Raw genomic sequence first — 26,461 nt, forward strand, 5'->3', positions numbered from 1 at the left:
CAGCGATAATGATGCCTTGTTACGCAGAATTTTCATTGGCACAAATCCCGCCGCTAACAAACAAAACCCCCATCACTTTGGTCGCTGAAAAAGGATTTTGGACTGACTATTTAACCCAAGAAATGTTACCTAAATTCACCGCAAAAACCGGCGTAAAAGTGCAAGTGGTCAGTACTGAATTAGAGGATATGTTTAACTTACAGACCCAGAATTTACTTCAAGGTTCAGGCAAATACGATTTACTCACAATGGAAGCGGGCTGGGCTAAAGAATGGGCTGCCAATGGTTATACAGTGCCCTTAATTGAACTCGCTAAACTTTACGATCCCGATGGCGAAAAGGCCATGGAGAAATACCTAGAACCCTATTACCCATCGCTACTTAACATCTTGTCCTATCAAGGTGAAATCCATGCTATTCCCTATAACAATTATGTTATGGGGAATCATTATCGAGCAGATCTCTTTGATAATAAAACTGAAAAAGCTCACTTTCTGCGTCAGTTTGGCTATCCACTCGCACCAGCAAAAACCTTAACAGAGTTACGAGATCAAGCTCAGTTCTTCACTCGTAAAGCAGGCACTACATTGGCGGATAAAATACTGACTCATGACTTTTACGGTCTAGCGCTAATGTCGGGTGATAAGCCACATATTAACGATGAATTCTCTAGCATGATTTGGAGCTTAGGTGGCACTTGGATGCAGCCCGTCTATAACAGCCAGAAACAGATCTCCCATTTTGAAGTGCCTACCATCAACCATGAAGCCATTGAAGCGGCCAAGCAATATCGCGAATTAATGCCCTATGCCGTTCCCGCTAACGAGCAGTTTGCTTTCAATGAAGCAGCTAATGCTATTGCGACAGGTCAAGCGGCAATGTGGCCTTTTGCCTACAATAATCTGTGGTATAAATCCTTTAAAGTTGAACAGAACATTCTCGGCGCGCGTCTAGCCGTAAGCCAAGTGCCTGGCGGTTATCCCTACAATGGCGCTTATGCCTTTGCCGTTAGCTACGACAGCAAAAACCCTCAAGCAGCCTATTGGCTGCTCAAATATATGGGCACCTATGAGGCACAACATGCCTATGCTATGGGTGGTGGTAATCCTTGTCGTATGGATGTAGTAACAGCCCCAGAATTTAAAGATGAATCTTTAAGAGGCATAGCTGGCGCATTTGAGGCAAGCCACATAGCCAATATGTTTTGGTCTACTAAGGTCTTATCCTTTGGGCATTTCACCAGTACTGCCATGGGACAAATTTACCCTGAACTCAGCCACGCCTGTTTTAGCGCAAGCCGCAGACCCGCTAACAGTGAAGATATTTTCATTAAATTAAGTGCAGAGATAAAACACCTCCAAAATACCTATGGAGAGGTACCTGCTATTGACAAAGAAAATAATGCCAAGCACTAAACCACTGAAAAGTTTGAAACAAAAAATAACCTCAGCCTTCTATATCATAGTGGGCATGGCGCTATTAAATGGTGTTGTCGCCATATTACTGTCACAGCAACTCAAATCAGAAATTGAACACTTAGTCGGGGTAGATGTGGTAAAAGTCACCACTGCGCTGCAACTGGCAAAAAACAGTGAAAAACTACAAATCATTACTGCACGCTTGAATAACTATTATGATGAAAAACAAAGAACTAGCCTGTTAGGTGAACTTTCTACACAATGGGAATTACTTATCAATGACTCACGACTACTGGCCTCAATAGAAACTTCTACTGTCAATAAGCAAGAATTAAATCACGCCTTAGATACTCAACTGTATTACTTACAACAACTGCCATTACTCAACACGTTAACCGATACTGCCTTACAAGCCAATTCACAGGCAGCCAATATTCAAGCCAACTTAACGTCAATGGCGTCGGGATTTAGCGATGAAATGCAAACCCAATTTCAGCATATTAATACGGACTCTGAACGTCAGCTTAAGCTGAGAAACGTTGACCAGATTGCTTTAAATATCAATACCAATCAGCAGCTATCTTTATTTAGTCATCTAGGAGAACACTTATTTACCCAGTTAACTCAAGTGAATATCATCGACAATCTAGTTGAACTAAACCAAACCCAAAGAGATGCTATGCGACTGCTGTTAAGCATGGAGGCTATGCTTGATAGTATCGGTGGCGATAAAAACTTATATTTTAATTTGTTATCACAAATAAAACAGACCATGGTCGGTGAAGACAACCTCTTTGAACTTTCTCGCAAAGCGATTAGAAGCACTCATATCGCCAATGCGCATTTAGAATACCAAGCAGATGCCGCACAAATCGTTGCGACCTATACGCAGGATCTCGTTAACCAAGTTGAAAATGAAATTCAGCAAACAGGCCGCGAACTTAAAAACGATAGCACCGCATTTATCGTATTAATTTTCTGCAGTGGCATCTTATATTGCTTCTTCATCTGGCTCACCAGTTGGCACTTTATCACTAAGGGAATCATCAAGCCTGTCATGGCGACTCGAGATGCAATGAATGCCATTGCCAATGAAAAACTCGACGCCAGAATGCCTGTCACTGATAACTTAGAGCTCCAGCAAATGGTGAGCTCCTTAGAGACATTAAAAAGCTACGCAGCTCAGGTTAAAGGCATGGCCGAAACCGACGGATTAACTGGCTGCTATAATCGCCGCTATTTAGATTTACAACTCCAAAAAGAATTAGAGTATGCAAGGGACCACAACATGCCCCTAGGTATAATTCTGTTTGATATTGATAATTTTAAACAATTTAACGACAGGTATGGTCATGTCGCAGGCGATCAATGTCTTAAGAAAATCGTTAATGCCACCAAATCGATCTTGAAACAACCCACTTACATGCTTGCCCGCTATGGCGGAGAGGAGTTCATGATAGTACTACCATCGAGCAATCTCGAGGAGGCATATCATTTTGCTGAAGTATTACGCAATAAAATCATCAGTTTAAAAATACCACATGAAGACTCCCCCCATGACGGCATACTGACCATCAGCGCTGGTATTACTTGCTGGGAGCGATCACAACCTATGGATACGAATAGCTTAATTAATCAAGCTGATGAAGCTCTCTATCACGCCAAACTAACAGGTCGCAATCGTACAGAGACACGACTAAACCAACCAGTTCGCTATTCCTAACCATAAAATGCGGCGACTGTTCAGTTTCTTTTTTCACCAGAGGATTGAGTTACACTGACTTCACCCCCATTAGTTAATACTAAGTTAATCAGGATAAAATCAGGGAAGTATGCTCGCTATTGTTATCACGCTTATCCTAGGAATTGGCGCAATTACCTGGCTACTGTCGAGTCGTTGGCGCAAGACCTTACATCGTCGACGAGTCACGATGAAACCTTTTCCAAAAGAATGGCGCAGCATTCTCAAAAAAAGACTGCCTTACTTCCATGCTCTACCCGCAGATCTACAACTGCAACTCAAACGGCATATCCAAATTTTCATCGATGAAAAAGTCTTTATCGGCTGCGATAATTTTGAGATCACGGATGAAGTAAGAGTCACAATCGCGGCCCAAGCCTGTCTACTGCTACTCAATCGTAAAACCGACTTTTACCCCAAACTGAAACAGATTTTGGTCTATCCCGATGCCTTTATCGTCAATAATCAACATAAAGACACTAGCGGTATCGTGTGGGAACAACGCAATGTGCTGGCAGGGGAATCATGGGAATACGGTAAAGTTGTGCTCTCATGGAGAAATACTCTAGACGGCGCTGCCGATCCCCATGATGGTAATAATGTCGTAATTCATGAGTTTGCCCATCAGCTCGATCAAGAAGATGGCCAAGCCAATGGCGCACCCATTCTGCAGCATTTTGCCGACTACAGCACTTGGTCTGAAGTGCTAAGTAGAGAATTTACCCAATTACAACACAGTGCAAATTTTGGCACGCCCTCATTATTTAATTATTATGGTGCGACTAATCCCGCTGAGTTTTTTGCCGTCATCACCGAAGTCTTTTTTGAGAAACCAGAGGATTTTTACCAACAACACCCAGACTTGTATAGAGAACTGAGCCGCTTTTATCAACTCGATCCGATAAACTGGCATTAACCCATAAAAGTAGAGGCACGCAAAATGCTCAAAGACACTCATGCATTCTCAGTTAAAGGTTCCAATATTCATCGCGCTACCTTGGGGTTACTGCTCAGCGCGTTAATGCTTGGCGGCCTTAATGTAAGCGTACAGGCACAGGACTCGCTAACACAAAGCACTCAAACGACTTCGAATCCTGATCAACAAGCGGCGGCTCACGTATTAGATTTACTCAACCAATATTCAAGCGATGCCAATTGGGATAAATACTTTGCCCTGTACCGAAAAGACGGCATTTTTATTGGCACGGATGCGAGTGAGCGCTGGGGAATGGCGGAATTTGAACGTTACTCCCGCCCCACAAAAGGTTGGCGCTATGATTTAACTGAGCGTCATTTAATCCAACACGGCAATGTCATATTGTTTGACGAGTTATTAAATAGTCCAGCCTATGGCGTCAGTCGAGGAACAGGCACTTTAATCAAAACCAATGGCAACTGGGAAATAGCGCAATACCATTTAAGCTTTCCCATTCCTAATGAGGTAGCCAATCAAATAACTGCCGAGATTAAAGCCGTAAACAAACAATAGCGCAGCACTCCCCAAAATACGGTTTGAAAGAGTGCAATTTCGAAAGAATACAGCTTGAAATTAAATTATTAAAAAAAACAATTTATTAAGTTATACCACTATCTCAGAGACACAGTAAAACACACATTAGCTAATTGGGAGAAGTGGATGAAACTTTGAAAATCCACGTCTTCAAATGCCCTTTCCGAAGGGCCCCTATCCGCGTAATAAAACCCGATCACTTTACTATCGACTAATAATGGCGCCAATAAAAAGCCTTGACGTGACACATGTCGCGCTTGTAATTCTTTACACTGCTCTTGCCATTTCTTAGAGCTAGGATCATCTACCCAAAGCGGTAACTTATGCTCCATCGCTTGGTAAAATAATCCCCGCCTATCGCTCAAATCGATAATAAACTCTTGCTTAATTGCATCTGCATCACGACCTAATATCACTCTAGGTTGAAGTTGTTTACGGCTTGGCGACAATAACAGCACGCCGCACCGATCAACGCCAACGCCCTCAAGCATACCTTCGAGAACCGTTTGCATGATTTGGTTAAAATCGGCTTTATTAATGGCGAAGCCTGTTAATTCTCGTAGCTTAGCTAACTGAATATTCAAGTTAACTTGATAGACAGGCATATCTAACGGAATGGGAAGTGGAACAGGTTTAACTGTGACCATACGCTTAGGATCTGGTAGATAGTCTAGCAACACCTTAGCACCATATACTTCAGCTAACTTATGGGTCGCATTTGCACAGCGTTGCATCCGCACCATAAACTCATTTTCTTCTAGTCCAGTAAAACTCGCCGCTTGCGTGATACGTTTCCCTAATTCCTGCTTATCAAGATTAGGTTGAGATAAAATATCGCAGAGCTTATCCGCAATAAAAATAGACCGAATTTCAGGTCTTTGGTCTTCAGGATTATTAACTGCATGGACCAACAGTTCTCCCAATCCCCAATTGCGGGCAATACTTTGAGTTAATAGTGAAAAAGAAGTGCCGAGGGCTTCGCGGGTTATACTTCGTTCCTCTGCTGGCGTTGCACATTCACGTAGTTTTAGATCTAACTCTTCGGTGAACTCACCACCAATACTCCAAAAAGCGCTCTCACCTATGTGATACAGTAAAGAGGCTATAAAAGCTTCTTCCTGCATTTCTTCGTCATAATGGCTCAACATCATCCGTGCAATCATGGCGGCTTGAAATGCTTTAGCCATCAACTTTATTAATCTTTGATATACGTTAGGTGCCAAATTTTTACTCTCTAACAAGCTTGAGAGTAACTTGGCTGTGATACAGATATTTCGCACCGCATCGAAACCAAGCACTATAGCCGCTCGGCTGACAGTGGAGATTTGGCTACTACCTTTATGGTAAATAGCGCTATTAGCAACTCGAAGAATACGAGAGGTTAAGGCGTTATCGTGCATCACGCTACGCCCGAGTAATGCGAGAGAGGAAACGTCATCCTTGGCGAGCTTTTCTAGCGATTTAACAGTCGAACACAGTGCTGGCATTTCCAATTCACTGATCCGATTTGTCCAATAATCGACCCCTTTATTAGTATTGTTATTAGGTTTCAACCTAAAGTTACCTTAGCGATATAATCTTGTTGTTTTTAGTATAGATAAACACAAACATTTCGCCTGTTGTCTAAAGCTTGTTTTAGAAAATCATTCATTAATTGCTTAATAATTCAACATTAAGCAATATCTGCCTATAAAAATGCCCAAGACAAAGCTCGGGCATTTCAGTAAAACCGGAAATCAATCCACACTTAGGCTTTGAGGTACTGCTTAACAACACGCAACACTTTATCTATGTCCTGACGGCTGACATCTTTATGAGTCACAAGCCGAAGCGTACGCCCTGGGCTTATCAGGATGCCTTCCGCTCGACAGTGTTTAGCCAATAAGTTCGCATCAATATGGGGTGCTAATGTAGCAAATAACATATTAGTTTGTACTGCGGCTAAATTGACCTCGAACTCACTGAATTCTGCCAACTGCCGAGCTAAGTACGCTGCATTGTCATGATCTTCACTCAGCCGTTGTACTTGATCAGTTAAAGCAAGCTTACCCGCAGCGGCAAGTATCCCAGCTTGACGCATGCCACCACCAAGCATTTTACGCCAACGAATGGCTTTCTTAATCAAGCGTTCATCACCTAAGAGTAATGAGCCGACTGGCGCACATAATCCTTTGGATAAACAAATCGACACTGAATCAAAGTGCGCCGTGATATCACTTATTGCAATATTCTGCGCAACCGCAGCATTGGCAACTCGCGCACCATCTAAATGAATTTTTAATCCGCGATTAAAGGCTAATGCCTGCGCGTCCGCCAAATAGCTTTGCGGGAGAACCTTACCGCCAATCGTATTCTCTAAACTAAGCAAACGAGTACGAGCAAAATGGATATCATCAGGCTTAATTGCGGCTTCAATGTCAGCTAATGCAATTGTGCCATCTAATTGATTCATTAAAGGTTGAGGTTGAATGCTGCCTAGGACAGCGGCGCCGCCGCCCTCGAACTTATAATTGTGAGCCTGCTGACCGCACAGGTACTCATCTCCACGATCACAATGGGCCATCAAAGCCAATAAATTTGCTTGAGTACCCGAACAGGTAAATAATGCACTTTCAAAGCCAAACATCTCCGCAGCCATATCCTGCAAACTATTTATCGTAGGGTCATCACCGTAAACATCATCACCCACTTCGGCTCTGGACATGGCTAACCGCATGGCTGCTGTTGGCTGGGTAACAGTATCACTGCGTAAATCTATCATCTTGTCCTCAACTTAAAGTTTGGTTGGCGCATAATGGGCTCAAGACTCTAGCGCTAAAGGCTTATTTTGTATAGTTTATCGTCATACTTGTCGACAAATTTACCGATGTAGAACCTCGCATATACTTGAAGCAAGTATCGACATACTGACATCTACTAATAAAAACATAAATATACTCAAGATCTTGCCGATATCTATCTGTCGATGTATGGACGCTTGTACGCGTTTAGCTTGGCGAAAAGAGTCTTACTCGTTAGAATGCCACACTAAGATGGTCATGCTACAACAATGCGATCGCTTTAGTAATTTTGACTAATACTTATCGTTCAATAGGTGATTTGTAGTGAAAAACTCCCAATCTCGATGGATTCAGCTAGCGCTTTTGCTATTAAGTTTAAGCCTAACATCACAGGTATTTGCTTGGTCTGACACTGACCGAGATGGAGTGCCAGATATCAAAGATGCCTGTCCTAACACAGAGCCAAATACACCTGTTATGGCTAATGGTTGTGTGGAAGAAGCCGCTGTGGAAATGACTGCATCACCAGTTTGCGATATGAGTCATTCAAATGCTGAGTTAAACACAGATTGTCATAATATTTCTGCAGCTATGGTGTATTTTGAATTTGCCATTGCCGAGGTTGACTTTTCTCAATGGAAAACTTTAGCCTTAGTAAAAGCATTCTTAGAAACAAATGATGCTGAATTAACCTTAGTAGGCCACACAGATATCGTTGGTACACCAGAGTTTAATTATCAACTATCACTTCAACGGGCTCAAAATGTAAAACGTATTTTGGTTGAAGATTATGGCTTTAATCCAAATCGCTTTACCGTAATAGGTAAAGGTATATCTGAACCTGTAGCGGACAACCGTTCTAGCGAAGGGCGCAGTTTAAATCGGCGAGTAGAATTTATCGTCAATAATAAATAGTTTTTGTTAGCGTATATTTAGGGAGTTATTCAATGGAAAACCTCGAAGGTTTATTAAAGCAAGCACCAGATCTGATTGTGACTTATGGCTTAAAAACATTATTCGCCATTATCATCTTCTTTGTTGGTAAATACTTTGCAGGCGTAGCGCAGAAGCTTGTTCGTAAATTACTTAACAGCCGTAAAGTTGATCCGACAGTCGTTTCATTTGTCGCAAACCTCGCTTGGGCAGTGGTATTTGTTTTCGCGGTTATTGCTACGTTAGGCCAAATTGGCGTACAAACCGCATCACTGGTAGCCGTTATCGGTGCTGCAGGTTTAGCAATAGGCTTAGCGCTACAAGGTTCTCTGTCTAATTTTGCATCGGGTGTATTAATGGTGTTATTCCGCCCTTGCCGCGTAGGTGACTATATTGAAGCTGCAGGTATCGCCGGCACTGTTGATGAAATAACCATATTCTCAACCAAGCTTCGCACTCCTGATAATAAAGTTATCGTAGCGCCAAACTCATCTATCATGAATGGCACTATCACTAACTACTCAGCGATGGATAGTCGCCGTATCGATTTAGTGATTGGTGTATCTTATTCCGCTGATATCGCACTCACTAAAAAAGTATTGACCGATATTTTAGATAACAACCAGTATGTGTTAAAAGATCCAGCATATACAGTTGGACTTTCTGAATTGGCTAGCTCTTCAATCAATTTCGTGGTTCGTCCTTGGGTAAAAACATCTGATTATTGGACTGCACGTTTCCAACTGCTTGAGCAAATAAAAAATGCATTAGACGCTGCAGATATCGGTATTCCATTCCCACAAATGGATATCCATGTCAAAGAATTACCGCTAAGCAAATAACAATTAATGGATAAAAAAGGTCGGTAATTACCGACCTTTTTTTATGGTTCTACGCATCATTTTAGCGTACCTTAATGGACAGATATTAGCGAAGGCACAGATATTCATGTGTGAGGAAATCCAATGCAAAAATATGTTTCATTTTTAGCCGCAAGCTGTATTTATAGCCTAGTACTGATGAGTCCCAATACACTCGCCAGTGAGAAAACACAGGTTTTAATGGGTGAAAAAACAGTCACCTTAGAAGGGAAAAGACCAAAATTGTCGCAAATGGCGCCGGGGTTTAAAGTCGTTGATGAGCATTTCACGCCAGTGATGCTAAGTGATTTTAAGGGTAAAACTGTACTGATAAGTGCCGTGCCAAGCCTAGATACAGGTGTTTGCGCACTGCAGACGAAGCGCTTCAACAGCGAAGTTGGCCATTTTTCCGATGACGTCATCATGCTAACGATCAGTACCGATTTACCCTTCGCACAAAAGCGTTTCTGTAAAGTGGAAAACGTAGATAAAATCAAAGTGCTATCAGATAGCGTGTGGCGTGATTTTGGTGAAAAGTATGGTTTGTTAATTCAAGATTATGGCTTGCTGGCTAGAGCCATTTTCATCATAGATGCAGAAGGTAAGCTCCAATACCAAGAGTTAGTACCAAACATCACAGAGCATCCTAACTATGATGCTGCCCTTGAAGCCTTGAAAACCCTTCAAGCCCAGCAGTAATTCACCGCTAAAAAACAGGGCAGCCTTAGCTGCCCTTTTGTTTAACGGTTCTATTTCTACGATTTGGTTTTACGATTTAATGTGTATGCTGATCGCCACTGGATTGGTAGTCAAAGGTTGGCATAGACCAATGATATCGCAGCGCCAACATCCGTAAGCTAAAACCAACGCTTAAACAAATAACCAGATTAATCCATTCCGTTAACTGATAGGCTTTTAAGACGATATACAAGCCTGCCGTCAGTAGTGAAATCACCGCATAGAGTTCTTTCTTAAAAATCAAAGGCACTTGGTTACACAGAATATCGCGGATAACGCCACCAAAGACACCTGTGACCAATCCCATGACTACGGCAATTGTTGGGCTAAATCCCAGCATTAACGTCTTTTGTGCGCCCACAATGGAGAATACGGCTAAGCCTAAAGCATCAATAGCCAAAAATAACTTAGACAGATAACGCATCACAGGGGCGATAGCGACAGTGAGCAAAGAAGCGAATGCAATCGCAATAAGGTAATGCACATGCTCAACCCAAATTAAGGGGTAATTTCCGAGCATCATATCCCTTAGTGTGCCGCCACCAATTGCCGTTGCGCAGCCAATGATCACCACACCAAACAAATCCATCTGCTTGCGGCCAGCCGCCAGAGCGCCCGTCATCGCCTCGGCAATAATCCCAATCAGCCAAAGTAATCCAATAATCTGCGTCTCATGCATCTTTGCTACTACCAACAACTCAAAGAATTGATTCTGCCTGATAACCTCTCAGTTCTATAATGATTTTATTTTGAATTCATCATTAGAAAAATTAATTCATCATCCTATTAATAATCTGATGCAGATTCCTATAATTTTATTAAGTTATAGGATAAATATTATACAAAATAGTCAGTTATAAAAATGTTACCTTCACATTGTCATCTATGAAAATAGAATTTTTAATAAGTATTAATAACGTAAATCCAATCAGATGATAAATAACTGCAGATCATCTAATCGAATGGGCAAAACGCATAAAAATCAGCCACAAAAAAGCGGCCCTCAGGCCGCTTAATTTTTATTCAAACTGAGTCAGGACTACTTAGTGTCAGGCTTAGGGGGATAATTTGCCATCACACTGCCCACAGCTTGATTGATGATCTGTACTCTTTCTTCTGGGGTATTTTTGTCGCGAATGGTATCGGCAACAGAACCACGCCAGATCAGTTTAGTGGTTTTATTATCAACCAAATCAATAATCAGGGTGCCGACTTCATATTCTCTTACTGTGGTTTGGGTCTGCATATTGCCGCCCCAACCCCATCCTGGACCATAGTATGGGTTGTAGCCAAAATTACTATTGAAGGTATCAACATTAATCTTCTTATCAACTTTGGTCAGATAATTAACAAGTACATCAGCATCTTTTGCATCAACTAATGTCATCCCCTTACTCGCTAACTGGCTATTCACCGCTTCTCTGACCCGTTGATCCATCAAGCCATCTAGATGATATCCGGCAGAATCCGTTTTCTGAGCAACCCAAGCATAGGTTTTATATTGGGTAAAATTTGCGCTAGGGTCAAAATCCCAACCAGACTTCATCGAACTACAGGCACTGAGTGCCAACACAGCTAATGCTACAAAAATATTTTTCATCTTAATTTCCTCAGATGTTCGACCCGAACAAAGACAAGTATCAGAGATATGAATTTAGCTTACAGAGCAATAGCCTAATCTACAACTCAATTGATTAAAAAGCAGCATCTCATTCAGCTTGACTTCAGCAAAGTCAAAGATGATAATGATTATCAATTGAGATTTAGGGGAGGTATTGAAATGTACTGGTTTATTAGCGCATTTATGGTTGCATCTGCCATTTTTTTCCTTGCACCAGAAAAAATTTCTCTCGAAGCGAATAACGCCAAAATAAAACGTCACTTGCCTACCAGTTTACTGATATTACCCCTCCTAGTCCTTGGCTGGTTGGTTATTGATACCATTGCTAATGGCACTAACTATGCCACAGTCGCCGCATTTGGTTTTGTAACTACCGCCTGCTTAATTGCGTTACCTAAGCTGCATAAATTTATTATGCCCAGCGCCTTACTGACTGCAGTAGCGCTGATCGTCATGGTCTTTATGCGCATAAATTAAAACGGCTGATAACGCTCCCTTTTTCAAAAATATGCTTACTTCCCTGCAAAGAGTTAGCATTTTGTTCAGACCACTTAAGGATAATCCTCAAGTGGTCTTTTTTTACCTCCCAGAACCCCTGCAAATTTGATAAACTGAACGGGTATAAGTCATCTTTTAACACCAATGAATGAAATCTATGAAAGCAGATCCTAATGTATCCTTAGTGTACAGCACCGACAAAGGCCGTATAAATGCAGAGCCCGTCACTAAAGTGATTCCTGAATCCGACGGTATAGTCAGGATCCATAGAGACAGTAAGGGCCGCAAAGGCAAAGGCGTTTCGATTATCTCAGGCCTAGGTCTCGATGAAGCAGCGTTAAAAGCAATGGCACAAGCCCTTAAGAAACAATGTGGTTGTGGTGGTACGGTTAAAGATTTCACTATTGAGGTCCAAACGGACAACCGTGAGCAATTAAAGCTATTACTTGAGAAACAAAACTACAAAGTTAAATTAGCTGGCGGTTAATCTCGCCCGACTTAGCAATAATATAGCAGCAAGCTAGATCAACTTAGCCACATCAAACGGAGTAGTTTAATGGAGAGTTTGCAGAACCATTTCTTAATTGCCATGCCCTCACTACACGGCACGTTTTTTGAACGCTCAGTCATTTATATCTGTGAACATGATACCAAAGGCGCCATGGGACTGGTGATCAATAAACCGCTCGGTATCGAAGTTAATTCGCTATTAGAACAAATGGATTTGCCAGCAGAGCAAGTCTCCGCGGATTTAGTGCTCAATACCAATGTCATGATGGGCGGCCCCGTCTCCCAAGATCGCGGCTTTGTGCTGCATACCTCTCAGCCTTATTGGGCCAATAGCACAGATCTGGGTTGTGGTTTAATGCTAACCACTTCCCGTGATGTGTTAACCGCGATTGGAAGCAATAGATCGCCCGAGAAGTTCCTCGTCGCATTAGGTTATGCAGGGTGGAGTAAAGATCAGCTCGAACAAGAGCTTGCCGATAATTCTTGGCTCACTATTCCAGCAACGAATGCGCTCTTGTTTGACATTAAACACGAAAACCGTTGGCCACAGGCCAGCCGTGCTCTCGGATTTGATGCTTGGCAAGTTTCAGCTCAAGCGGGTCACGCTTAAGCCTATTTATTAATATAAGTCCGCACACTATGAATTCGAAAACCGTATTAGGCTTTGATTTTGGCACTAAAAGCATTGGTGTAGCTATAGGCCAAGAAATCACCGCCAGCGCCACACCATTATTGTCACTCAAAGCCGTCGATGGTATCCCAAATTGGGATCAGATAGGCGATTTAATCAAAGAGTGGCAACCCGACTTAGTCGTCGTTGGTCTGCCCTTAAACATGGATGGTACAGAGCAAGATATGACCCACAGGGCGCGTAAATTTGCTAATCGCATCAATGCTAAGTTCAAAGTCAAAATTGCCACTCAAGATGAGCGATTAACTACCACTGATGCTAAGGCAAGATTATTCGAATTGGGCGGGTTTAAGGCACTGACCAAAGGTCAAGTCGATGCGGTGTCTGCAGTCCTTATCATCGAAAGCTACTTCGAAAATAACTTCAGCAAGTAATGCCACAATAAATAAAACTACAAAAAAAAGAAAAGGATAAGTTGCCTTATCCTTTTAGTTTGATGTTTAACCCGATAAATTACCAGATCAAAAATGTGGCTTCACTAAGTTGGCCATCATAGTAATGTGTGCATCATCATCGTTTAGTGCAGCGATGTAACGGAACTTCTCACCACCCGCCTCGGCAAAGAGATGACCATTCTCACCAACAATTTCTTCCAGCGTTTCTAAACAATCGGCGCTAAAAGCTGGGCAGACGATAGCAATATCACGCACGCCTTGTTGCGGCAACGCTTTCAAAGTCGCATCGGTATAAGGTTGTAGCCATTTGGCTTTACCGAAACGCGATTGGAAAGTCATGACAAACTCATCTTTACCTAACCCAAGCTTTTCGGTGACAAGTCGAGTCGTTTTCATACAGAAGCAGTAATAAGGATCGCCTAAATGCAAATTACGCTCAGGCATACCATGGTAAGACAACACCAATTTTTGCGGTTTACCATGGGCTTCAAAATCAGCCGTGATCGAATTAGCTAACGCGTTAATAAAGTCAGCATTGTCATGATAAGTATTAATAAAATGCAGTGCTGGAATATAGCGCCACTTGGACAACTCAGCCGCAATCGCATCAAATGCAGAACCTGTGGTTGGCGCCGCATATTGGGGATACAGAGGTAACACCACGATTTTATCTATGCCATTTTGATGCATAGTCTGCAAGGTGCTAGCAACCGACGGATTACCGTAACGCATGGCTAAATGCACAGAAACATCATAGTTATCAGCTTTAAGTTTATCCGCTAACTTCGCCGTTTGACGCAAACTAATGTCCATCAACGGAGAACCTGCCGCTGTCCATACCTTCTGGTATAACGCCGCCGATTTTGCTGGGCGTACCCGCAAAATAATCCCGTGTAAAATAATCATCCATACTAATTTAGGAATTTCGACGACTCGGGGATCCGCTAAAAACTCTGCAAGATAACGTCTAACAGCAGATGCAGTGGGTTCATCTGGAGTACCTAAATTCAACAACAACACGCCTACTTTGCCGCGCTGCCCGTGTCCAACTTCTTTGGATAAGCCTGAAAATTTAGCCAAAACAGCCTCTTAATTAATAAATATTCGTAAGATTAAAGTACAGATTCTATCGCTTGCTTAAGCTCTTCACTATCTGGCTTCACTTTAGAATTGAACTGTTGCACAACCGCACCATCACCGCTGACAACATACTTATAAAAATTCCACTTAGGCGCACCAGTTTTTTCAGCTAAGTATTTGAAGACACTATTAGCGTCACTACCACGTACTGGCGATGTTGACAGCATAGTAAAGGTGACACCGTAATTGATGTAACACACCTTAGCCGTATCTTTCTCATCATTTTCTTCTTGGAAAAAATCATCCGATGGGAAACCAATGACCACTAAGCCTTTATCTTTGTAGTTTTCATGCAATGTTTCGAGCGCTTTAAACTGCGGGGTGTAACCACAGTTACTGGCCGTGTTAACAATCAACACTGGTTTTCCCTGAGTCAATTCACACAGATTAACCGTCTCTTCAGAATGTAATTTTCGTACTTCAAGGTTCAGATACTCGGGACAAGTGGCCGCCATAGCGCCAACACTCGTCAAGCTCGCTGTCATAGCGAATATCATAGGTAATTTTTTCATTGCTTTCTCCTTTACCAGTACATTACGTAAACGCACTAGGTAAAGATCATATTGAATTAAAAAATAAAAGCTATGGATAATGGCAACATAGCGATGAAGTAGAACCGATTGAGCTGAACGAAAATCTAATACACAAACAAAAAGCAGCCCATAAAGAGCTGCCTAACCCAGAACCGGACTATCACGCTAGTCCATGTCTAAGGTGACACCTTCCATAAAACCTGAGCCCGTGGATTCTTTATTCTGCAATTTAATCATCAAACGTAAATCGTTTGGTGAATCAGCATGGTGCAGCGCATCGGCGTAACTAATCTCGCCATCGACATAAAGTTTCAGCAAGGCCTGATCGAACGTCTGCATGCCCTGCTCGTTGGATTTTGCCATGGTTTCTTTGAGCAAATGCAGCTCGTTCTTCGCAATTAAACTCGCCACCCTTGGGGTGTTAATCAATACTTCAATCGCGGCGCGACGCCCTGTGCCATCGACTTTCGGTATCAATTGCTGCGCCACAATACCGCGTAAATTCAATGATAAATCGAACAATAACTGTTGATGCTTACTCTCAGGCACGAGATGCATAATCCGGTCTAACGCTTGGTTGGCGTTGTTGGCATGCAAGGTTGCCATACAAAGGTGACCCGTTTCTGCAAATGACAGCGCAAACTCCATCGTCTCTTGGGTACGAATTTCACCAATCAAGATCACATCGGGAGCTTGGCGAAGGGAGCTTTTTAGCGCCGCATCAAAAGACTCAGTATCTATACCCACTTCTCGCTGAGTGATTATGCTTTTTCTGTGGTCATGAACGAATTCAACCGGATCTTCAATAGTCAAAATATGCCCACGAGCATGACCATTGCGATAACCCACCAAGGCCGCCAAAGACGTTGACTTACCCGTTCCCGTTCCGCCTACCATAATGATGAGGCCACGTTTGCTCATCACCAGATCTTTTAGAATAGGCGGCAATTTTAAATCATCGACATCAGGGATTTTAGTCTCAATACGGCGCATCACGCAGCCAGGCGATTCACGCTGCCAAAAAGCGCTCACCCGAAAACGACCTAAATCCTTTGCCGCAAAAGCGAAGTTACACTCACGAGTGGAATGAAACTCTTGCTTCTGAGCCTCAGTCATTAACGACTCAACAAAATCCAGGGATTGTGCTGGTGTAAACGCACTTTCTGCCAAGGGACGCAATTCACCGTCAATCTTGGCACTCGGCGGAAAACCCGCAGTGATGAACAAGTCGGAGGCTTTGCGTTCCACTATCACTTTTAAAAACGGACGAACATCCATCATAAATCCTTAAAATGTCGCTTGTTTATTCGAACTTTTCGCCATTGCATCTTCACGAGTGATAAGACCGCGATTGACTAAGTTCTGTAAACATTGCTCTAAGGTCTGCATTCCATGGGCCATACCTGTTTGAATTGCCGAATACATCTGCGCCACTTTGTCTTCACGAATTAAGTTGCGAATAGCGGGCGTGCCCATCATGATTTCATGGGCGGCGACACGGCCTCCTCCCACCTTTTTAATCAGGGTTTGCGAAATAACCGCTTGCAGCGATTCAGACAACATAGTGCGCACCATGTCTTTTTCACCAGCAGGGAATACGTCGACCACACGGTCAATCGTTTTCGCGGCAGAAGTAGTATGCAAGGTACCAAACACTAAGTGGCCTGTTTCAGCGGCGGTCATAGCCAAACGGATGGTCTCAAGGTCACGCATCTCACCGACTAAAATCACGTCTGGGTCTTCACGCAGTGCGCTTCTAAGCGCCGCATTAAAGCTGTGGGTATGGCGGTGAACTTCACGTTGGTTAATCAAACATTGCTTATTTTGGTGAACGAATTCGATAGGATCTTCAATGGTTAAGATATGATCATGTCGATTTTCATTCACGTAATCCACCATAGCGGCAAGTGTGGTACTCTTACCCGACCCCGTAGGTCCAGTCACTAGCACCAACCCGCGAGGGAAACTGGCAATTTTTTTAAAAATTTCCGGCGCACCTAATTGCTCAAGTGACAAAATGTCACTTGGAATGGTACGAAACACAGCCGCTGCACCACGGGATTGATTGAATGCGTTAACACGAAAGCGTGCAAGATTAGGGACTTCGAACGAGAAATCGATTTCTAAATGTTCTTCGTAGTCCTTGCGCTGCTTATCATTCATTATGTCGTACACTAAACTGTGTACACCTTGATGATCGAGCGCGGGCAGGTTAATTTTTCTCACTTCACCGTCAACACGGATCATGGGAGATATCCCTGCAGAAAGGTGTAGATCCGAGGCTTTGTGTTTTACACTAAATGCCAATAACTCAGTGATTTCCATCGTTTGGGATATCCTTGCAACTAGATAATTACATCATGACAACAATAGCAGACAGACTCGCAATCGCCCAGCGCAGGATCACACAAGCAGCGCAAAAATGTGTCCGCCACCCCAGCAGTATTCGCTTACTTGCCGTCAGCAAGACTAAACCTATTGAAGACATTATAGCAGCCTACCAAGCGGGTCAGCGTTGCTTTGGCGAAAACTATGTCCAAGAAGGCGCTGAAAAAATTACTGCGCTCAAGGGGGATTACCCGGACATAGAGTGGCATTTTATCGGCCCACTCCAATCCAATAAAACCAGCATAGTAGCCCAGCATTTCGATTGGATGCATACCCTCTCACGCGACAAAATTGCCCTACGTCTCAATGAGCAACGTCCGGCCGAATTGGCGCCATTAAACGTCTGTATTCAAATTAATATCAGTGCTGAAGACACAAAATCTGGCATAGATGCGGCTCAAATGCTGCCACTGGCCGAACTGATAACTCAGCTACCTAACTTAGCACTGAGGGGCCTAATGGCAATTCCAACGGCAACCGCGGATACAGAGTTACAGCTTAAAGAGTTTTCCATGTTAAACAATCTATTTCAAGAACTTAAATCGCATTATCCCGCAGTAGATACGCTTTCAATGGGGATGAGTAATGACCTAGATACAGCGATTAGCTGCGGTTCAACTATGGTGCGTATTGGCAGTGCCATTTTTGGTGAGCGCAATTACGCTGCGTAAAATCCACTTTAGGCATTTAGTTAGAAGTCAGTTTAACCTTGTTTTTAGCTCTTTATACCCAAATACTGTATTTAAGAACACCGAACATTAACGATTTAAGAGCAATTAGCGAGAGTCGATAATCAGGCTCAGTCATTCAAATGACTAACCGTTTTATCATCTTAATTTAAGGTGAAGATGTTACAAGTCAACGGTTAACACACTGAAGAGAATCAAATGGATCAACAGAAAATCTGCTTTATCGGTGCCGGCAATATGACGCGCAGCATCATCAGTGGCTTAGTCAATAGCGGCTATCCAGCTCAACTCATCCAAGCGACTAATCCCAGCCAAGGTAAACTCGATGCACTAAAAGACGATTTTGGGATTTTGGTTTCTCAGGATAATTTGGCAGCGGCGCAAGCTGCCGATGTCATAGTACTTTCAGTAAAACCACAATTGATGCAACAAGTTTGTGAAGCATTACAGACAGTCGAGCTGTCGAATAAGTTAGTCATCACTATCGCTGCGGGCATTAAATCAAAGCGATATACCGACTATCTGGCACAAGACATCAAGCTTATCCGCGCCATGCCAAATACGCCGATGCAAATTAGTGTGGGTATGACTGGCCTCTATGCGCCTCAAAGCATTACTACCGAGCAGAAAGCCATTTGCGATCGTTTGATGTCAAGCGGCGGCGAAATAGTGTGGGTAAATGAAGAGTCAGATTTAGATCAAGTGATTGCATTATCGGGCAGTTCACCGGCTTATTTCTTTTTGCTAATGGAGTCTATGATAGATGCAGGCAAAGAAATGGGAATGGATGAAACAAAAGCCAGAAGTTTAGTGCAGCAAGCCGCGCTTGGCGCTGCTATGATGGCAAAGCAAAACCCACAACTGACCTTAGGTAATTTAAGGGAGAATGTTACTTCAAAGGGCGGCACCACCGCACAGGCGCTGGCGACATTTGAAGCTGCGGATATGCGCGGCTTAGTAAAAAAAGCCATGGAAAACTGTATTAATCGTGCAGAAGAAATGGCTAAAACATTTTGATCCACTAACACGTTTTTATATCGAACTTTAATAGGTAGAAATCTCGATGAATGCATTTACCTTTTTAATCACCACTCTATTCGATCTCTATTTGATGGTGGTGATTTTGCGGATTTGGTTACAACTGGCAAGGGCTGATTTTTACAATCCTTTTAGCCAATTTATTGTTAAAGCAACCCACCCGCTCATCGCACCAATGCGCCGTATTTTGCCTTCCTTAGGGCGATTTGATACCGCATCTTTCGTCCTCGCATTATTGGTTGTGATAGCCAAGCTGCTACTAATTAGCCTCATTGCGGGCGGTGGTATAGACATACTGTTATTTTTGCTGTTTGCCGTTGTATCTGTGGTCAAAAAAGCAGGGGTACTGCTGTTTTGGATGCTATTAATACGCGCAATCTTAAGCTGGTTTAACCAAGGCTATAATCCAATTGTAATGATCATGGTTCAGTTAACTGAACCCGTATTAGCACCAATACGTCGTATCATACCGCCAATTGGTGGTTTAGATTTATCCGTAATGCTGGTCATTATTGGTATGAATTTCCTCAATATGTTACTTGCTCAATATATCCCTTATTGGGCAGTGATCTAATGAGTGCAGTGACTTTGCAGCAAGGTGACTTGCTGCTCAATCTCTACATTCAGCCTAAGGCTAGCCGAGATCAAATTGTAGGATTGCACGGTGATGAGCTAAAAGTAGCCATCACCGCGCCGCCTATTGATGGCAAAGCGAATGCCCATTTAAGCAAGTACTTAGCAAAAGCTTTTAAAGTGCCAAAGAGCGATATTCACATAGTAAAAGGTGAACTTGGCCGACATAAACAAATCCGCATTATTGACCCTAAGATCATCCCAAGTGTCATTACTGAACTGATGGGGCAAGATAGTGAAAGGTAATTCATCTGAAAGATCAATCAGTTAAAGAATCGTACAACTGAAAACGAATTAATCCTTTGAAAGCGATTAATTTATTGAAAAAAATAGTCACAGCGGCCCTATAATCCAACATTCCCTAATATGAGGTATCCCATCATGTTCCGTAATCTTCTCGCTGTATTAGCCCTCACGGCTAGCCTTTGCGGTGTTGCAAATGCCGAGCAAAAAGAAACTGTCGGCAATTTTGATATTCATTACATGGCACTTGGCAGTACATTTTTAACGCCTAGCATAGCCAAATCCTATGGCATTAAGCGCAGTAGCTACACTGGCATCATCAATATTGCCGTATTAGATATTAGCGAAGCGAATAAGCCCGCAGTACCCGTTGAAATTACTGGAGTTGCTAATAATTTGTTAGATGCGCGAATCAATCTAACGTTTAAAGAGATCCGAGAAGGTGATGCGATTTATTACATTGCCGAAGTGCCCTACCGCGATGATCAGGAAATCAACTTCAATATCGCAATTAAATATGGCAATCAACTGAACACGAACTTACAGTTCAAGCAAAAATTCTACGTTGAATAAACCTATTTTATACCTTTGTTGGTGTTGCTTTCCTGTAGCGCCAACCCCTTTCCCTGTCCTTTACTATTGAGCTTGGGTATCATAGTGCCAACGCACGTCGCCCCATTTATGATAGGTATTCCATGCAACAAATCGTCCTCGCCAGCGGTAATAAAGGCAAACTCGCCGAATTCGATCAAATGCTCGCAAGCTACGGTGTCACTGTACTGCCGCAGAGCCAGTTTAATGTCAGCGAAGTAGCAGAAACAGGTACCACTTTTGTAGAGAATGCCATTATCAAAGCAAGGCATGCCGCCGAAATCACCGGACTTGCGGCCATTGCCGATGATTCGGGTTTAGAAGTGGATTTACTCCAAGGCGCTCCAGGCATTTATTCAGCACGTTACGCGGGCGAAAATGCCAAAGATCAAGACAACGTATTGAAACTACTTGAGACATTAAAAGACCAGCCAGCACCTCGCGGGGCAAGATTCCAATGCGTACTGGTATATATGCGCCATGCAAAAGACCCGACCCCGATTATTTGCCAAGCCTCATGGGAAGGCCAAATCGACTTTAGCCAACGCGGTGCCAATGGCCATGGTTACGATCCGATTTTTATCCCTGAAAATTATCAATGTAGCGCGGCAGAGCTGAGCAGCAACGAGAAAAATGCCTTAAGTCATCGTGGTAAAGCCCTAGTGCAACTTATCGCCGCCATGCAAGCCCAAGGCGTGTTAACTGGCGGGAATGCACAATAATGTCGTCAACTGCCGTGACTACTGCGATGAAGCTCGAACTGCCACCACTCAGTCTGTATATCCATATTCCCTGGTGCGTACAAAAGTGTCCTTACTGCGACTTTAACTCCCATGGTCAAAATGGTGAGCTGCCACAAGAAGCTTATGTTGCTGCGCTATTGGAAGACTTACGCCAAGACTTACATCTCGTCCAAGGGCGGCAGATCCATACCATCTTTATCGGTGGCGGCACGCCATCATTATTCGATGCTAAACAAATCAAACGCATCCTCGATGGTGCCAATGCGCTAATTCCCTTTAGTGACAATATCGAAATCACTATGGAAGCCAATCCTGGCACTTTAGAACACGATGACTTTAGTGCTTATCGTGCAGCGGGCGTCACTCGTTTATCTATTGGTGTGCAGAGCTTTTCTAAGGATAAACTCAACTTACTCGGACGTATTCACGATCAAAACGAAGCACAAGTCGCCGCCCAAAAAGCCAGTCAAGCGGGATACTTAAGTTTCAACCTCGATTTAATGCATGGATTACCGAACCAAAGTTTTACTGAAGCCATGGCTGATATCGACACGGCAGCGGCGCTTAACCCCCCACACCTATCTTGGTACCAGTTAACGATTGAGCCCAATACCCTATTCCACTCAAAACCGCCACAGCTGCCCGATGACGAAGCGCTCTGGCATATCTATGAGCAAGGTCAACAAAAGCTGGCCGCATTAGGGTATGAGCAATACGAAATATCCGCCTATGCAAAACCAGGTTACCAATGTAGGCACAATCTCAACTACTGGCAGTTTGGTGATTATCTAGGCATAGGCTGTGGCGCCCACGGCAAAGTGACGCTGCCAGAAGAAAACCGCATCATACGCACAGTAAAAATTAAACATCCCAAGGGATATCTGAGTGCCCACAACTACACCTTCGAATCGATTGAAGTTGCAGAGGAAGACCGCGCGCTCGAATATTTAATGAATCGCCTGCGTCTGATGACACCTATTCCTAAGCAAGAATTTGAACTGCGTACCGGACAACACAGAGACACATTGACCGAAGGAATGGAAAAGGCCAAACAACGCGGTTTACTCACAGAATCCGCTGAACATTGGCAATTAACCAGTAAAGGTCATATGTTTGTTAATGATTTACTGACACAATTTTGCTGAGTTAGCCGTTAAAACATCTATATAAATAATGTGTTAGTAACAAATAGTGCCGTTTAACACTATTACTGCTAACACATTTTCTAACACTAATATCCATACATTCTTGTTCCGCTTCTTTAGTATTGATGCAAATCAATCTAGGAAGCCTGATCATGCCAATAAAAACTAAAATCAGCTTAGTCGCACTGACCCTTTCAGCTCTACTGACCATTCCCGCGTATGCAGCATCAACTGCGCCAGCCTTACACAGTGCAAGCGAACCTGTGAATGCAGTAGCGCAAACCGAATCAGAAAAAGCCAATGCTCTGTTCGAAACCATCTTCATGGAAAACATCATGGCGAGCCCCATTTCGCAGACCTATATGGGGATCAAGCAAGACTATGATAAATGGGATGAACTGGGTGATGCCGCCGATGATAAAACCCTAGCGCGCACAAAAAAACAACTGGAGCGGGTCAATCAGATTGATGCGGCCAAGCTCGATCCACAAACAAACCTCAGCCTTACCTTACTAAAACAAAATCTGCAAAATGACATCGAAGATGACCAATGGCGCTATCATAATTATCCTGTAAATCAAATGTATGGCGGCCACTCTATGATCGCCTCCTTCTTGATTAACCAACATCAAATCACAGATGTCAGCGATGCTATGGCCTATATCAGCCGCTTGAATGGCGTTCCCAAACGCTTAAATCAACTACAGACAGTATTAGCCGTTCGCGCAGATAAAGGCATTATCGCGCCTAAGTTCGTATTCGCTTATGTGATTTCAGACAGCCAAAACATCATCAAAGGCGCGCCTTTTGATAAGGGCGACGACAGCGCGTTACTCGCAGATTTTCGCCGTAAAGTTAACGCATTAGCGATTAAAGAAACGGAAAAGCAAGCACTGCTTCAACAGGCTGAGCAAGCACTCGTTACTCAAGTCGAGCCCGCCTATAACAAACTCATCAGTTACGTAAAAACCTTAGCTGCCAAAGCTGATGACCGCGATGGTGCGTGGAAACTCCCTAACGGAGCCGCCTATTACAATAATGCCTTGGCCCGTACTACCACGACAAACATGAGCGCCGATCAAATCCATGACTTAGGACTTTCTGAGGTGGAGCGTATCCACAATGAAATGCGCGCCATTATGAAGAAGGTCAACTTTAAAGGCAATTTGCAGCAATTTTTTAGCTTTATGCGTGATGATCCCCAGTTCTACTACCCCAATACCGCCGAAGGCAAAGCCGCCTATTTAGCTGAGGCGACTAAGTTCATCGACAATATGAAGTCGCGCTTGGATGAAGTGTTCAAAGTAAAACCTAAGGCCTCCATGGTAGTGAAGCAGGTTGAAGCCTTTAGAGAAAAATCTGCTGGTAAAGCCTTCTATGAACAACCGGCACCGGATGGTTCGCGTCCAGGTAGCTACTATGCAAACCTATATGACATGAAAGCCATGCCAAAATACCAAATGGAGGCGCTGGCCTACCACGAAGGTATTCCGGGTCACCATATGCAGATAGCCATTTCCCAAGAGCTGCAAAATATTCCTAAGTTCCGTAAGTTTGGGGGCTATACCGCGTATATTGAGGGCTGGGGTTTATATAGCGAATCTTTCCCAAAAGAAATGGGACTCTACGCCGATCCCTATTCTGACTTTGGTCGCCTAGCAATGGAGTTGTGGCGTGCCTGTCGCTTAGTCGTTGATACTGGTATCCACGCTAAAAAGTGGACCCGCGAGCAAGGCATTGCCTATTACGTGGACAATACGCCAAATGCTAAATCAGATGCGGTGAAAATGGTTGAACGCCATATCGTTATGCCATCGCAAGCGACAGCTTATAAAGTAGGTATGATTAAACTACTAGAGCTAAGACATAAAGCAGAGCAACAGCTTGGCAGTCAATTTGATATCCGCGACTTCCATACGCTAGTACTTGCTAACGGCGCATTACCACTGGATGTACTAGAACAACAAGTCGATCTCTGGATAGCCAGTAAGAAGCAGGCCTAATGCCTTAATGCTGAGCCGTGAAGCATTGTTAACTTGCTTCACGACTAAAGCGACATAAGTGAAAGTCTTAAGCTGCGCCCAATAAAAAAGCCACTAGAAAGTGGCTTTTTTATTGGTACCATTATCCCGTTAGATAACAGAACCCTTCTCACTGTGGGTCACTATATTTGTTGCATTAATATATGCTTTAGCACTCGCCTTCACATCATTTAACACACAGTTGCGACTTTAGGGTACAGGGAGACAAAACTTGTGCTCAAGGCTACAAACCATCAATAAAAAAATTACCTCAGCGATAAGGCTGAGGTAAACCAAAAACTAGGATGATGGTTTAAAGAGCCAACATTGTTTTAGTTCTCAAACTTCTGTTGGCTGTGATCCAAAACTGCATTAACGCCGACCTGTATACAAAAATTGAAAGGGGTCATTTCCAATAAACGTATAGGACTCAGATCATTCCGAATCAACTGTTACCATTGTATTCAATTAAGAACAGAGTTCAAGGATGTTATAAAAAAGTGCTTTAGTAACCCCTAAAAAACCATCAACAAATGTACTCATCAACTCAATCTAAAGTATTGATTTTAAATGACCAGAAAAGTATCTGCCCAATTTAAAACCACATAAGACTGCTTTTGAGAACAATGTTTCCTATTTTACTGACGTTTACTGAATAATTCGACATAGGGAGCATCCCAATACGGTGGCGTTCCTATGTGATCTTTGATGAATTCGATAAAAGAACTGACCTTAGGTGCTAAGTGCTTACGACGGGGATAAACCGCCTGCAATGGCAGATGGTGGGTCAATTGCCAATCCTTCAGTAAAGGCACTAATGTCCCTTTAGCAATTTCATCTTCCATCAGATAACTCGCAAGATACACAACGCCAAGACCACTGATTGCAGCAGATTTTAATGCAGGCGCATTATCCACCCTGAAATTACCCGATACGCCAATTTCACAGTAGTCATCACCCTTCTTAAATTGCCACATGCTGTGCTCGTGCCACTCGCCTTGATAGACCAAACAGTTGTGGTCAACTAGCTGCTCAGGTCGAGTTGGCTCGCCATGTTGAGCAATATAGCCAGGCGAAGCAACTAACAGGAATTGGCACTTCATCAGAGGTCTAGCAACCATGCCAAGCGGTAATTGCTCAGACATAGTTAATAGTAAGTCTAAGCCTTCGCTCACGACATCCACTTTATGGTCCAGTAAGCTCACTTGTAGCTCAAGCTCAGGATGTTTTGCCATAAAAGATGGCAACGCAGGAATGATATGCATCACCCCAAAGGATTGGGAAATTCCAACCTTAAGCACGCCGCGGGTCGCATCATTTAAGTTATGCACGCTGGCTATCGCTTGTTCAGCGTCACGCAGCAGTTCTTCACCTTGCAGATACAGCAAATGCCCTGCTTCAGTCAGGCTTAAGCTGCGGGTGGTACGTTGAATTAATTGAACACCAAGTCTATGTTCAAGATCGGCGACTTGTGTACTGACCTTAGACTTAGAGATCCCAAGCCTTCTTGCGGCGGCACTAAAACTACCTGCTCTGGCCACATGAGTAAAAATCGCAATAGGTTCTAACAGTTCTAACATGGAAGTCGCCTTAAGCTGTTTA

28 protein-coding genes are annotated in these 26,461 nt (G+C 43.2%); 19 read left to right on the forward strand and 9 right to left on the reverse strand.

The window, feature by feature from the left end:
- Positions 1-11: 11 nt before the first annotated feature.
- The 4 genes from ACHA99_RS07620 to ACHA99_RS07635 all read left to right on the forward strand — a co-directional run bounded on the left by ACHA99_RS07620 (position 12) and on the right by ACHA99_RS07635 (position 4,648).
- Positions 12-1,415 (forward strand): ABC transporter substrate-binding protein, encoded by a 1,404-nt coding sequence (locus ACHA99_RS07620; protein ID WP_263162281.1) that lies wholly within the window; start codon positions 12-14, stop codon positions 1,413-1,415.
- Positions 1,402-3,141: a diguanylate cyclase domain-containing protein gene (locus ACHA99_RS07625; protein ID WP_393941990.1), complete on the forward strand. Its 1,740-nt coding sequence runs from the start codon at positions 1,402-1,404 to the stop codon at positions 3,139-3,141. The genes ACHA99_RS07620 and ACHA99_RS07625 overlap by 14 nt, the downstream gene beginning before the upstream one ends.
- Positions 3,142-3,250: 109 nt before the next feature.
- Complete coding sequence (locus tag ACHA99_RS07630; RefSeq protein ID WP_028761268.1) at positions 3,251-4,075, forward strand: zinc-dependent peptidase; 825 nt, start codon at positions 3,251-3,253, stop codon at positions 4,073-4,075.
- A 24-nt stretch (positions 4,076-4,099) separates the two neighbouring features.
- Positions 4,100-4,648 carry a nuclear transport factor 2 family protein gene (locus ACHA99_RS07635; protein WP_393941993.1) on the forward strand — a complete coding sequence of 183 codons (549 nt, stop codon included), beginning with the start codon at positions 4,100-4,102 and terminating at the stop codon, positions 4,646-4,648.
- A 98-nt stretch (positions 4,649-4,746) separates the two neighbouring features.
- Here the strand turns inward: ACHA99_RS07635 and ACHA99_RS07640 are convergent, their stop codons facing one another.
- Positions 4,747-6,222: an HDOD domain-containing protein gene (locus tag ACHA99_RS07640; protein ID WP_393941995.1), complete on the reverse strand. Its 1,476-nt coding sequence runs from the start codon at positions 6,220-6,222 to the stop codon at positions 4,747-4,749.
- A gap of 194 nt (positions 6,223-6,416) precedes the next feature.
- Positions 6,417-7,430, reverse strand: a complete 1,014-nt coding sequence (gene ltaE, locus ACHA99_RS07645; protein WP_393941997.1) for a low-specificity L-threonine aldolase — start codon at positions 7,428-7,430, stop codon at positions 6,417-6,419.
- Between the two features lie 343 nt (positions 7,431-7,773).
- Between ltaE and ACHA99_RS07650 the strand changes: the two genes are divergently transcribed.
- From ACHA99_RS07650 to tpx, 3 genes are all read left to right on the forward strand, one after another.
- Positions 7,774-8,364, forward strand: coding sequence for an OmpA family protein (locus tag ACHA99_RS07650; protein WP_113939425.1), 591 nt, complete (start codon positions 7,774-7,776; stop codon positions 8,362-8,364).
- 32 nt (positions 8,365-8,396) lie between these two features.
- Entirely contained in the window at positions 8,397-9,224 is an 828-nt protein-coding gene (locus tag ACHA99_RS07655; protein WP_028761273.1) for a mechanosensitive ion channel family protein, read from the forward strand.
- 123 nt (positions 9,225-9,347) lie between these two features.
- Positions 9,348-9,941, forward strand: a complete 594-nt coding sequence (tpx, locus tag ACHA99_RS07660) for a thiol peroxidase (RefSeq protein ID WP_105251878.1) — start codon at positions 9,348-9,350, stop codon at positions 9,939-9,941.
- A gap of 76 nt (positions 9,942-10,017) precedes the next feature.
- Here the strand turns inward: tpx and ACHA99_RS07665 are convergent, their stop codons facing one another.
- The gene (locus ACHA99_RS07665; RefSeq protein WP_028761275.1) at positions 10,018-10,659 is read right to left on the reverse strand and encodes a trimeric intracellular cation channel family protein; all 642 of its coding nucleotides are present in this window, start codon (positions 10,657-10,659) and stop codon (positions 10,018-10,020) included.
- A 360-nt stretch (positions 10,660-11,019) separates the two neighbouring features.
- On the reverse strand, positions 11,020-11,580 hold the full coding sequence (locus ACHA99_RS07670) for a DUF4136 domain-containing protein (RefSeq protein WP_028761276.1): 561 nt from the start codon (positions 11,578-11,580) through the stop codon (positions 11,020-11,022).
- A gap of 180 nt (positions 11,581-11,760) precedes the next feature.
- Here ACHA99_RS07670 and ACHA99_RS07675 point away from each other — a divergent pair, with 180 nt between their 5' ends.
- The 4 genes from ACHA99_RS07675 to ruvX all read left to right on the forward strand — a co-directional run bounded on the left by ACHA99_RS07675 (position 11,761) and on the right by ruvX (position 13,674).
- Positions 11,761-12,078: a hypothetical protein gene (locus ACHA99_RS07675; RefSeq protein ID WP_263162154.1), complete on the forward strand. Its 318-nt coding sequence runs from the start codon at positions 11,761-11,763 to the stop codon at positions 12,076-12,078.
- A 178-nt stretch (positions 12,079-12,256) separates the two neighbouring features.
- Positions 12,257-12,586 carry a stress response translation initiation inhibitor YciH gene (gene yciH / locus ACHA99_RS07680; protein WP_219251298.1) on the forward strand — a complete coding sequence of 110 codons (330 nt, stop codon included), beginning with the start codon at positions 12,257-12,259 and terminating at the stop codon, positions 12,584-12,586.
- 69 nt (positions 12,587-12,655) lie between these two features.
- A complete protein-coding gene (locus ACHA99_RS07685; protein ID WP_393942002.1) occupies positions 12,656-13,219 on the forward strand; it encodes a YqgE/AlgH family protein in 564 nt (187 codons plus the stop codon).
- A gap of 29 nt (positions 13,220-13,248) precedes the next feature.
- The gene (gene ruvX / locus ACHA99_RS07690) at positions 13,249-13,674 is read left to right on the forward strand and encodes a Holliday junction resolvase RuvX (RefSeq protein WP_028761279.1); all 426 of its coding nucleotides are present in this window, start codon (positions 13,249-13,251) and stop codon (positions 13,672-13,674) included.
- Between the two features lie 87 nt (positions 13,675-13,761).
- Here the strand turns inward: ruvX and hemH are convergent, their stop codons facing one another.
- From hemH to ACHA99_RS07710, 4 genes are all read right to left on the reverse strand, one after another.
- Complete coding sequence (gene hemH / locus ACHA99_RS07695) at positions 13,762-14,775, reverse strand: ferrochelatase (RefSeq protein ID WP_393942004.1); 1,014 nt, start codon at positions 14,773-14,775, stop codon at positions 13,762-13,764.
- Positions 14,776-14,807: 32 nt separating this feature from the next.
- The gene (locus ACHA99_RS07700) at positions 14,808-15,347 is read right to left on the reverse strand and encodes a glutathione peroxidase (protein ID WP_393942006.1); all 540 of its coding nucleotides are present in this window, start codon (positions 15,345-15,347) and stop codon (positions 14,808-14,810) included.
- Positions 15,348-15,533: 186 nt separating this feature from the next.
- Positions 15,534-16,646: a PilT/PilU family type 4a pilus ATPase gene (locus ACHA99_RS07705; RefSeq protein WP_028761282.1), complete on the reverse strand. Its 1,113-nt coding sequence runs from the start codon at positions 16,644-16,646 to the stop codon at positions 15,534-15,536.
- A gap of 9 nt (positions 16,647-16,655) precedes the next feature.
- Positions 16,656-17,693, reverse strand: coding sequence for a type IV pilus twitching motility protein PilT (locus tag ACHA99_RS07710; protein ID WP_006082517.1), 1,038 nt, complete (start codon positions 17,691-17,693; stop codon positions 16,656-16,658).
- A 35-nt stretch (positions 17,694-17,728) separates the two neighbouring features.
- On the opposite strand from ACHA99_RS07710, the gene ACHA99_RS07715 reads away from it, so the two are divergent.
- The 8 genes from ACHA99_RS07715 (at position 17,729) to ACHA99_RS07750 (ending at position 24,841) form a co-directional block, all read left to right on the forward strand.
- Positions 17,729-18,427, forward strand: coding sequence for a YggS family pyridoxal phosphate-dependent enzyme (locus tag ACHA99_RS07715; protein WP_393942009.1), 699 nt, complete (start codon positions 17,729-17,731; stop codon positions 18,425-18,427).
- Positions 18,428-18,643: 216 nt separating this feature from the next.
- Entirely contained in the window at positions 18,644-19,462 is an 819-nt protein-coding gene (proC, locus tag ACHA99_RS07720; RefSeq protein ID WP_393942011.1) for a pyrroline-5-carboxylate reductase, read from the forward strand.
- A gap of 46 nt (positions 19,463-19,508) precedes the next feature.
- Positions 19,509-20,057: a YggT family protein gene (locus tag ACHA99_RS07725; protein ID WP_393942013.1), complete on the forward strand. Its 549-nt coding sequence runs from the start codon at positions 19,509-19,511 to the stop codon at positions 20,055-20,057.
- Positions 20,057-20,362 (forward strand): DUF167 family protein YggU, encoded by a 306-nt coding sequence (gene yggU / locus ACHA99_RS07730; RefSeq protein ID WP_219253476.1) that lies wholly within the window; start codon positions 20,057-20,059, stop codon positions 20,360-20,362. Before ACHA99_RS07725 ends, yggU begins: the two co-directional genes overlap by 1 nt.
- Before the next feature lie 135 nt (positions 20,363-20,497).
- Positions 20,498-20,932, forward strand: coding sequence for a DUF4426 domain-containing protein (locus tag ACHA99_RS07735; RefSeq protein WP_113939419.1), 435 nt, complete (start codon positions 20,498-20,500; stop codon positions 20,930-20,932).
- A gap of 122 nt (positions 20,933-21,054) precedes the next feature.
- On the forward strand, positions 21,055-21,672 hold the full coding sequence (gene rdgB, locus ACHA99_RS07740) for an RdgB/HAM1 family non-canonical purine NTP pyrophosphatase (protein ID WP_131523655.1): 618 nt from the start codon (positions 21,055-21,057) through the stop codon (positions 21,670-21,672).
- Positions 21,672-22,838: a radical SAM family heme chaperone HemW gene (gene hemW, locus ACHA99_RS07745; RefSeq protein WP_393942016.1), complete on the forward strand. Its 1,167-nt coding sequence runs from the start codon at positions 21,672-21,674 to the stop codon at positions 22,836-22,838. The genes rdgB and hemW overlap by 1 nt, the downstream gene beginning before the upstream one ends.
- A gap of 152 nt (positions 22,839-22,990) precedes the next feature.
- Positions 22,991-24,841 (forward strand): DUF885 family protein, encoded by a 1,851-nt coding sequence (locus ACHA99_RS07750; RefSeq protein WP_263265854.1) that lies wholly within the window; start codon positions 22,991-22,993, stop codon positions 24,839-24,841.
- A gap of 656 nt (positions 24,842-25,497) precedes the next feature.
- Here the strand turns inward: ACHA99_RS07750 and ACHA99_RS07755 are convergent.
- Entirely contained in the window at positions 25,498-26,439 is a 942-nt protein-coding gene (locus tag ACHA99_RS07755) for a LysR family transcriptional regulator (RefSeq protein ID WP_006082526.1), read from the reverse strand.
- Positions 26,440-26,461 lie beyond the last annotated feature (22 nt).

Source organism: Shewanella sp. S23-S33 (assembly GCF_043359565.1).
GTDB lineage: Bacteria > Pseudomonadota > Gammaproteobacteria > Enterobacterales > Shewanellaceae > Shewanella > Shewanella oncorhynchi.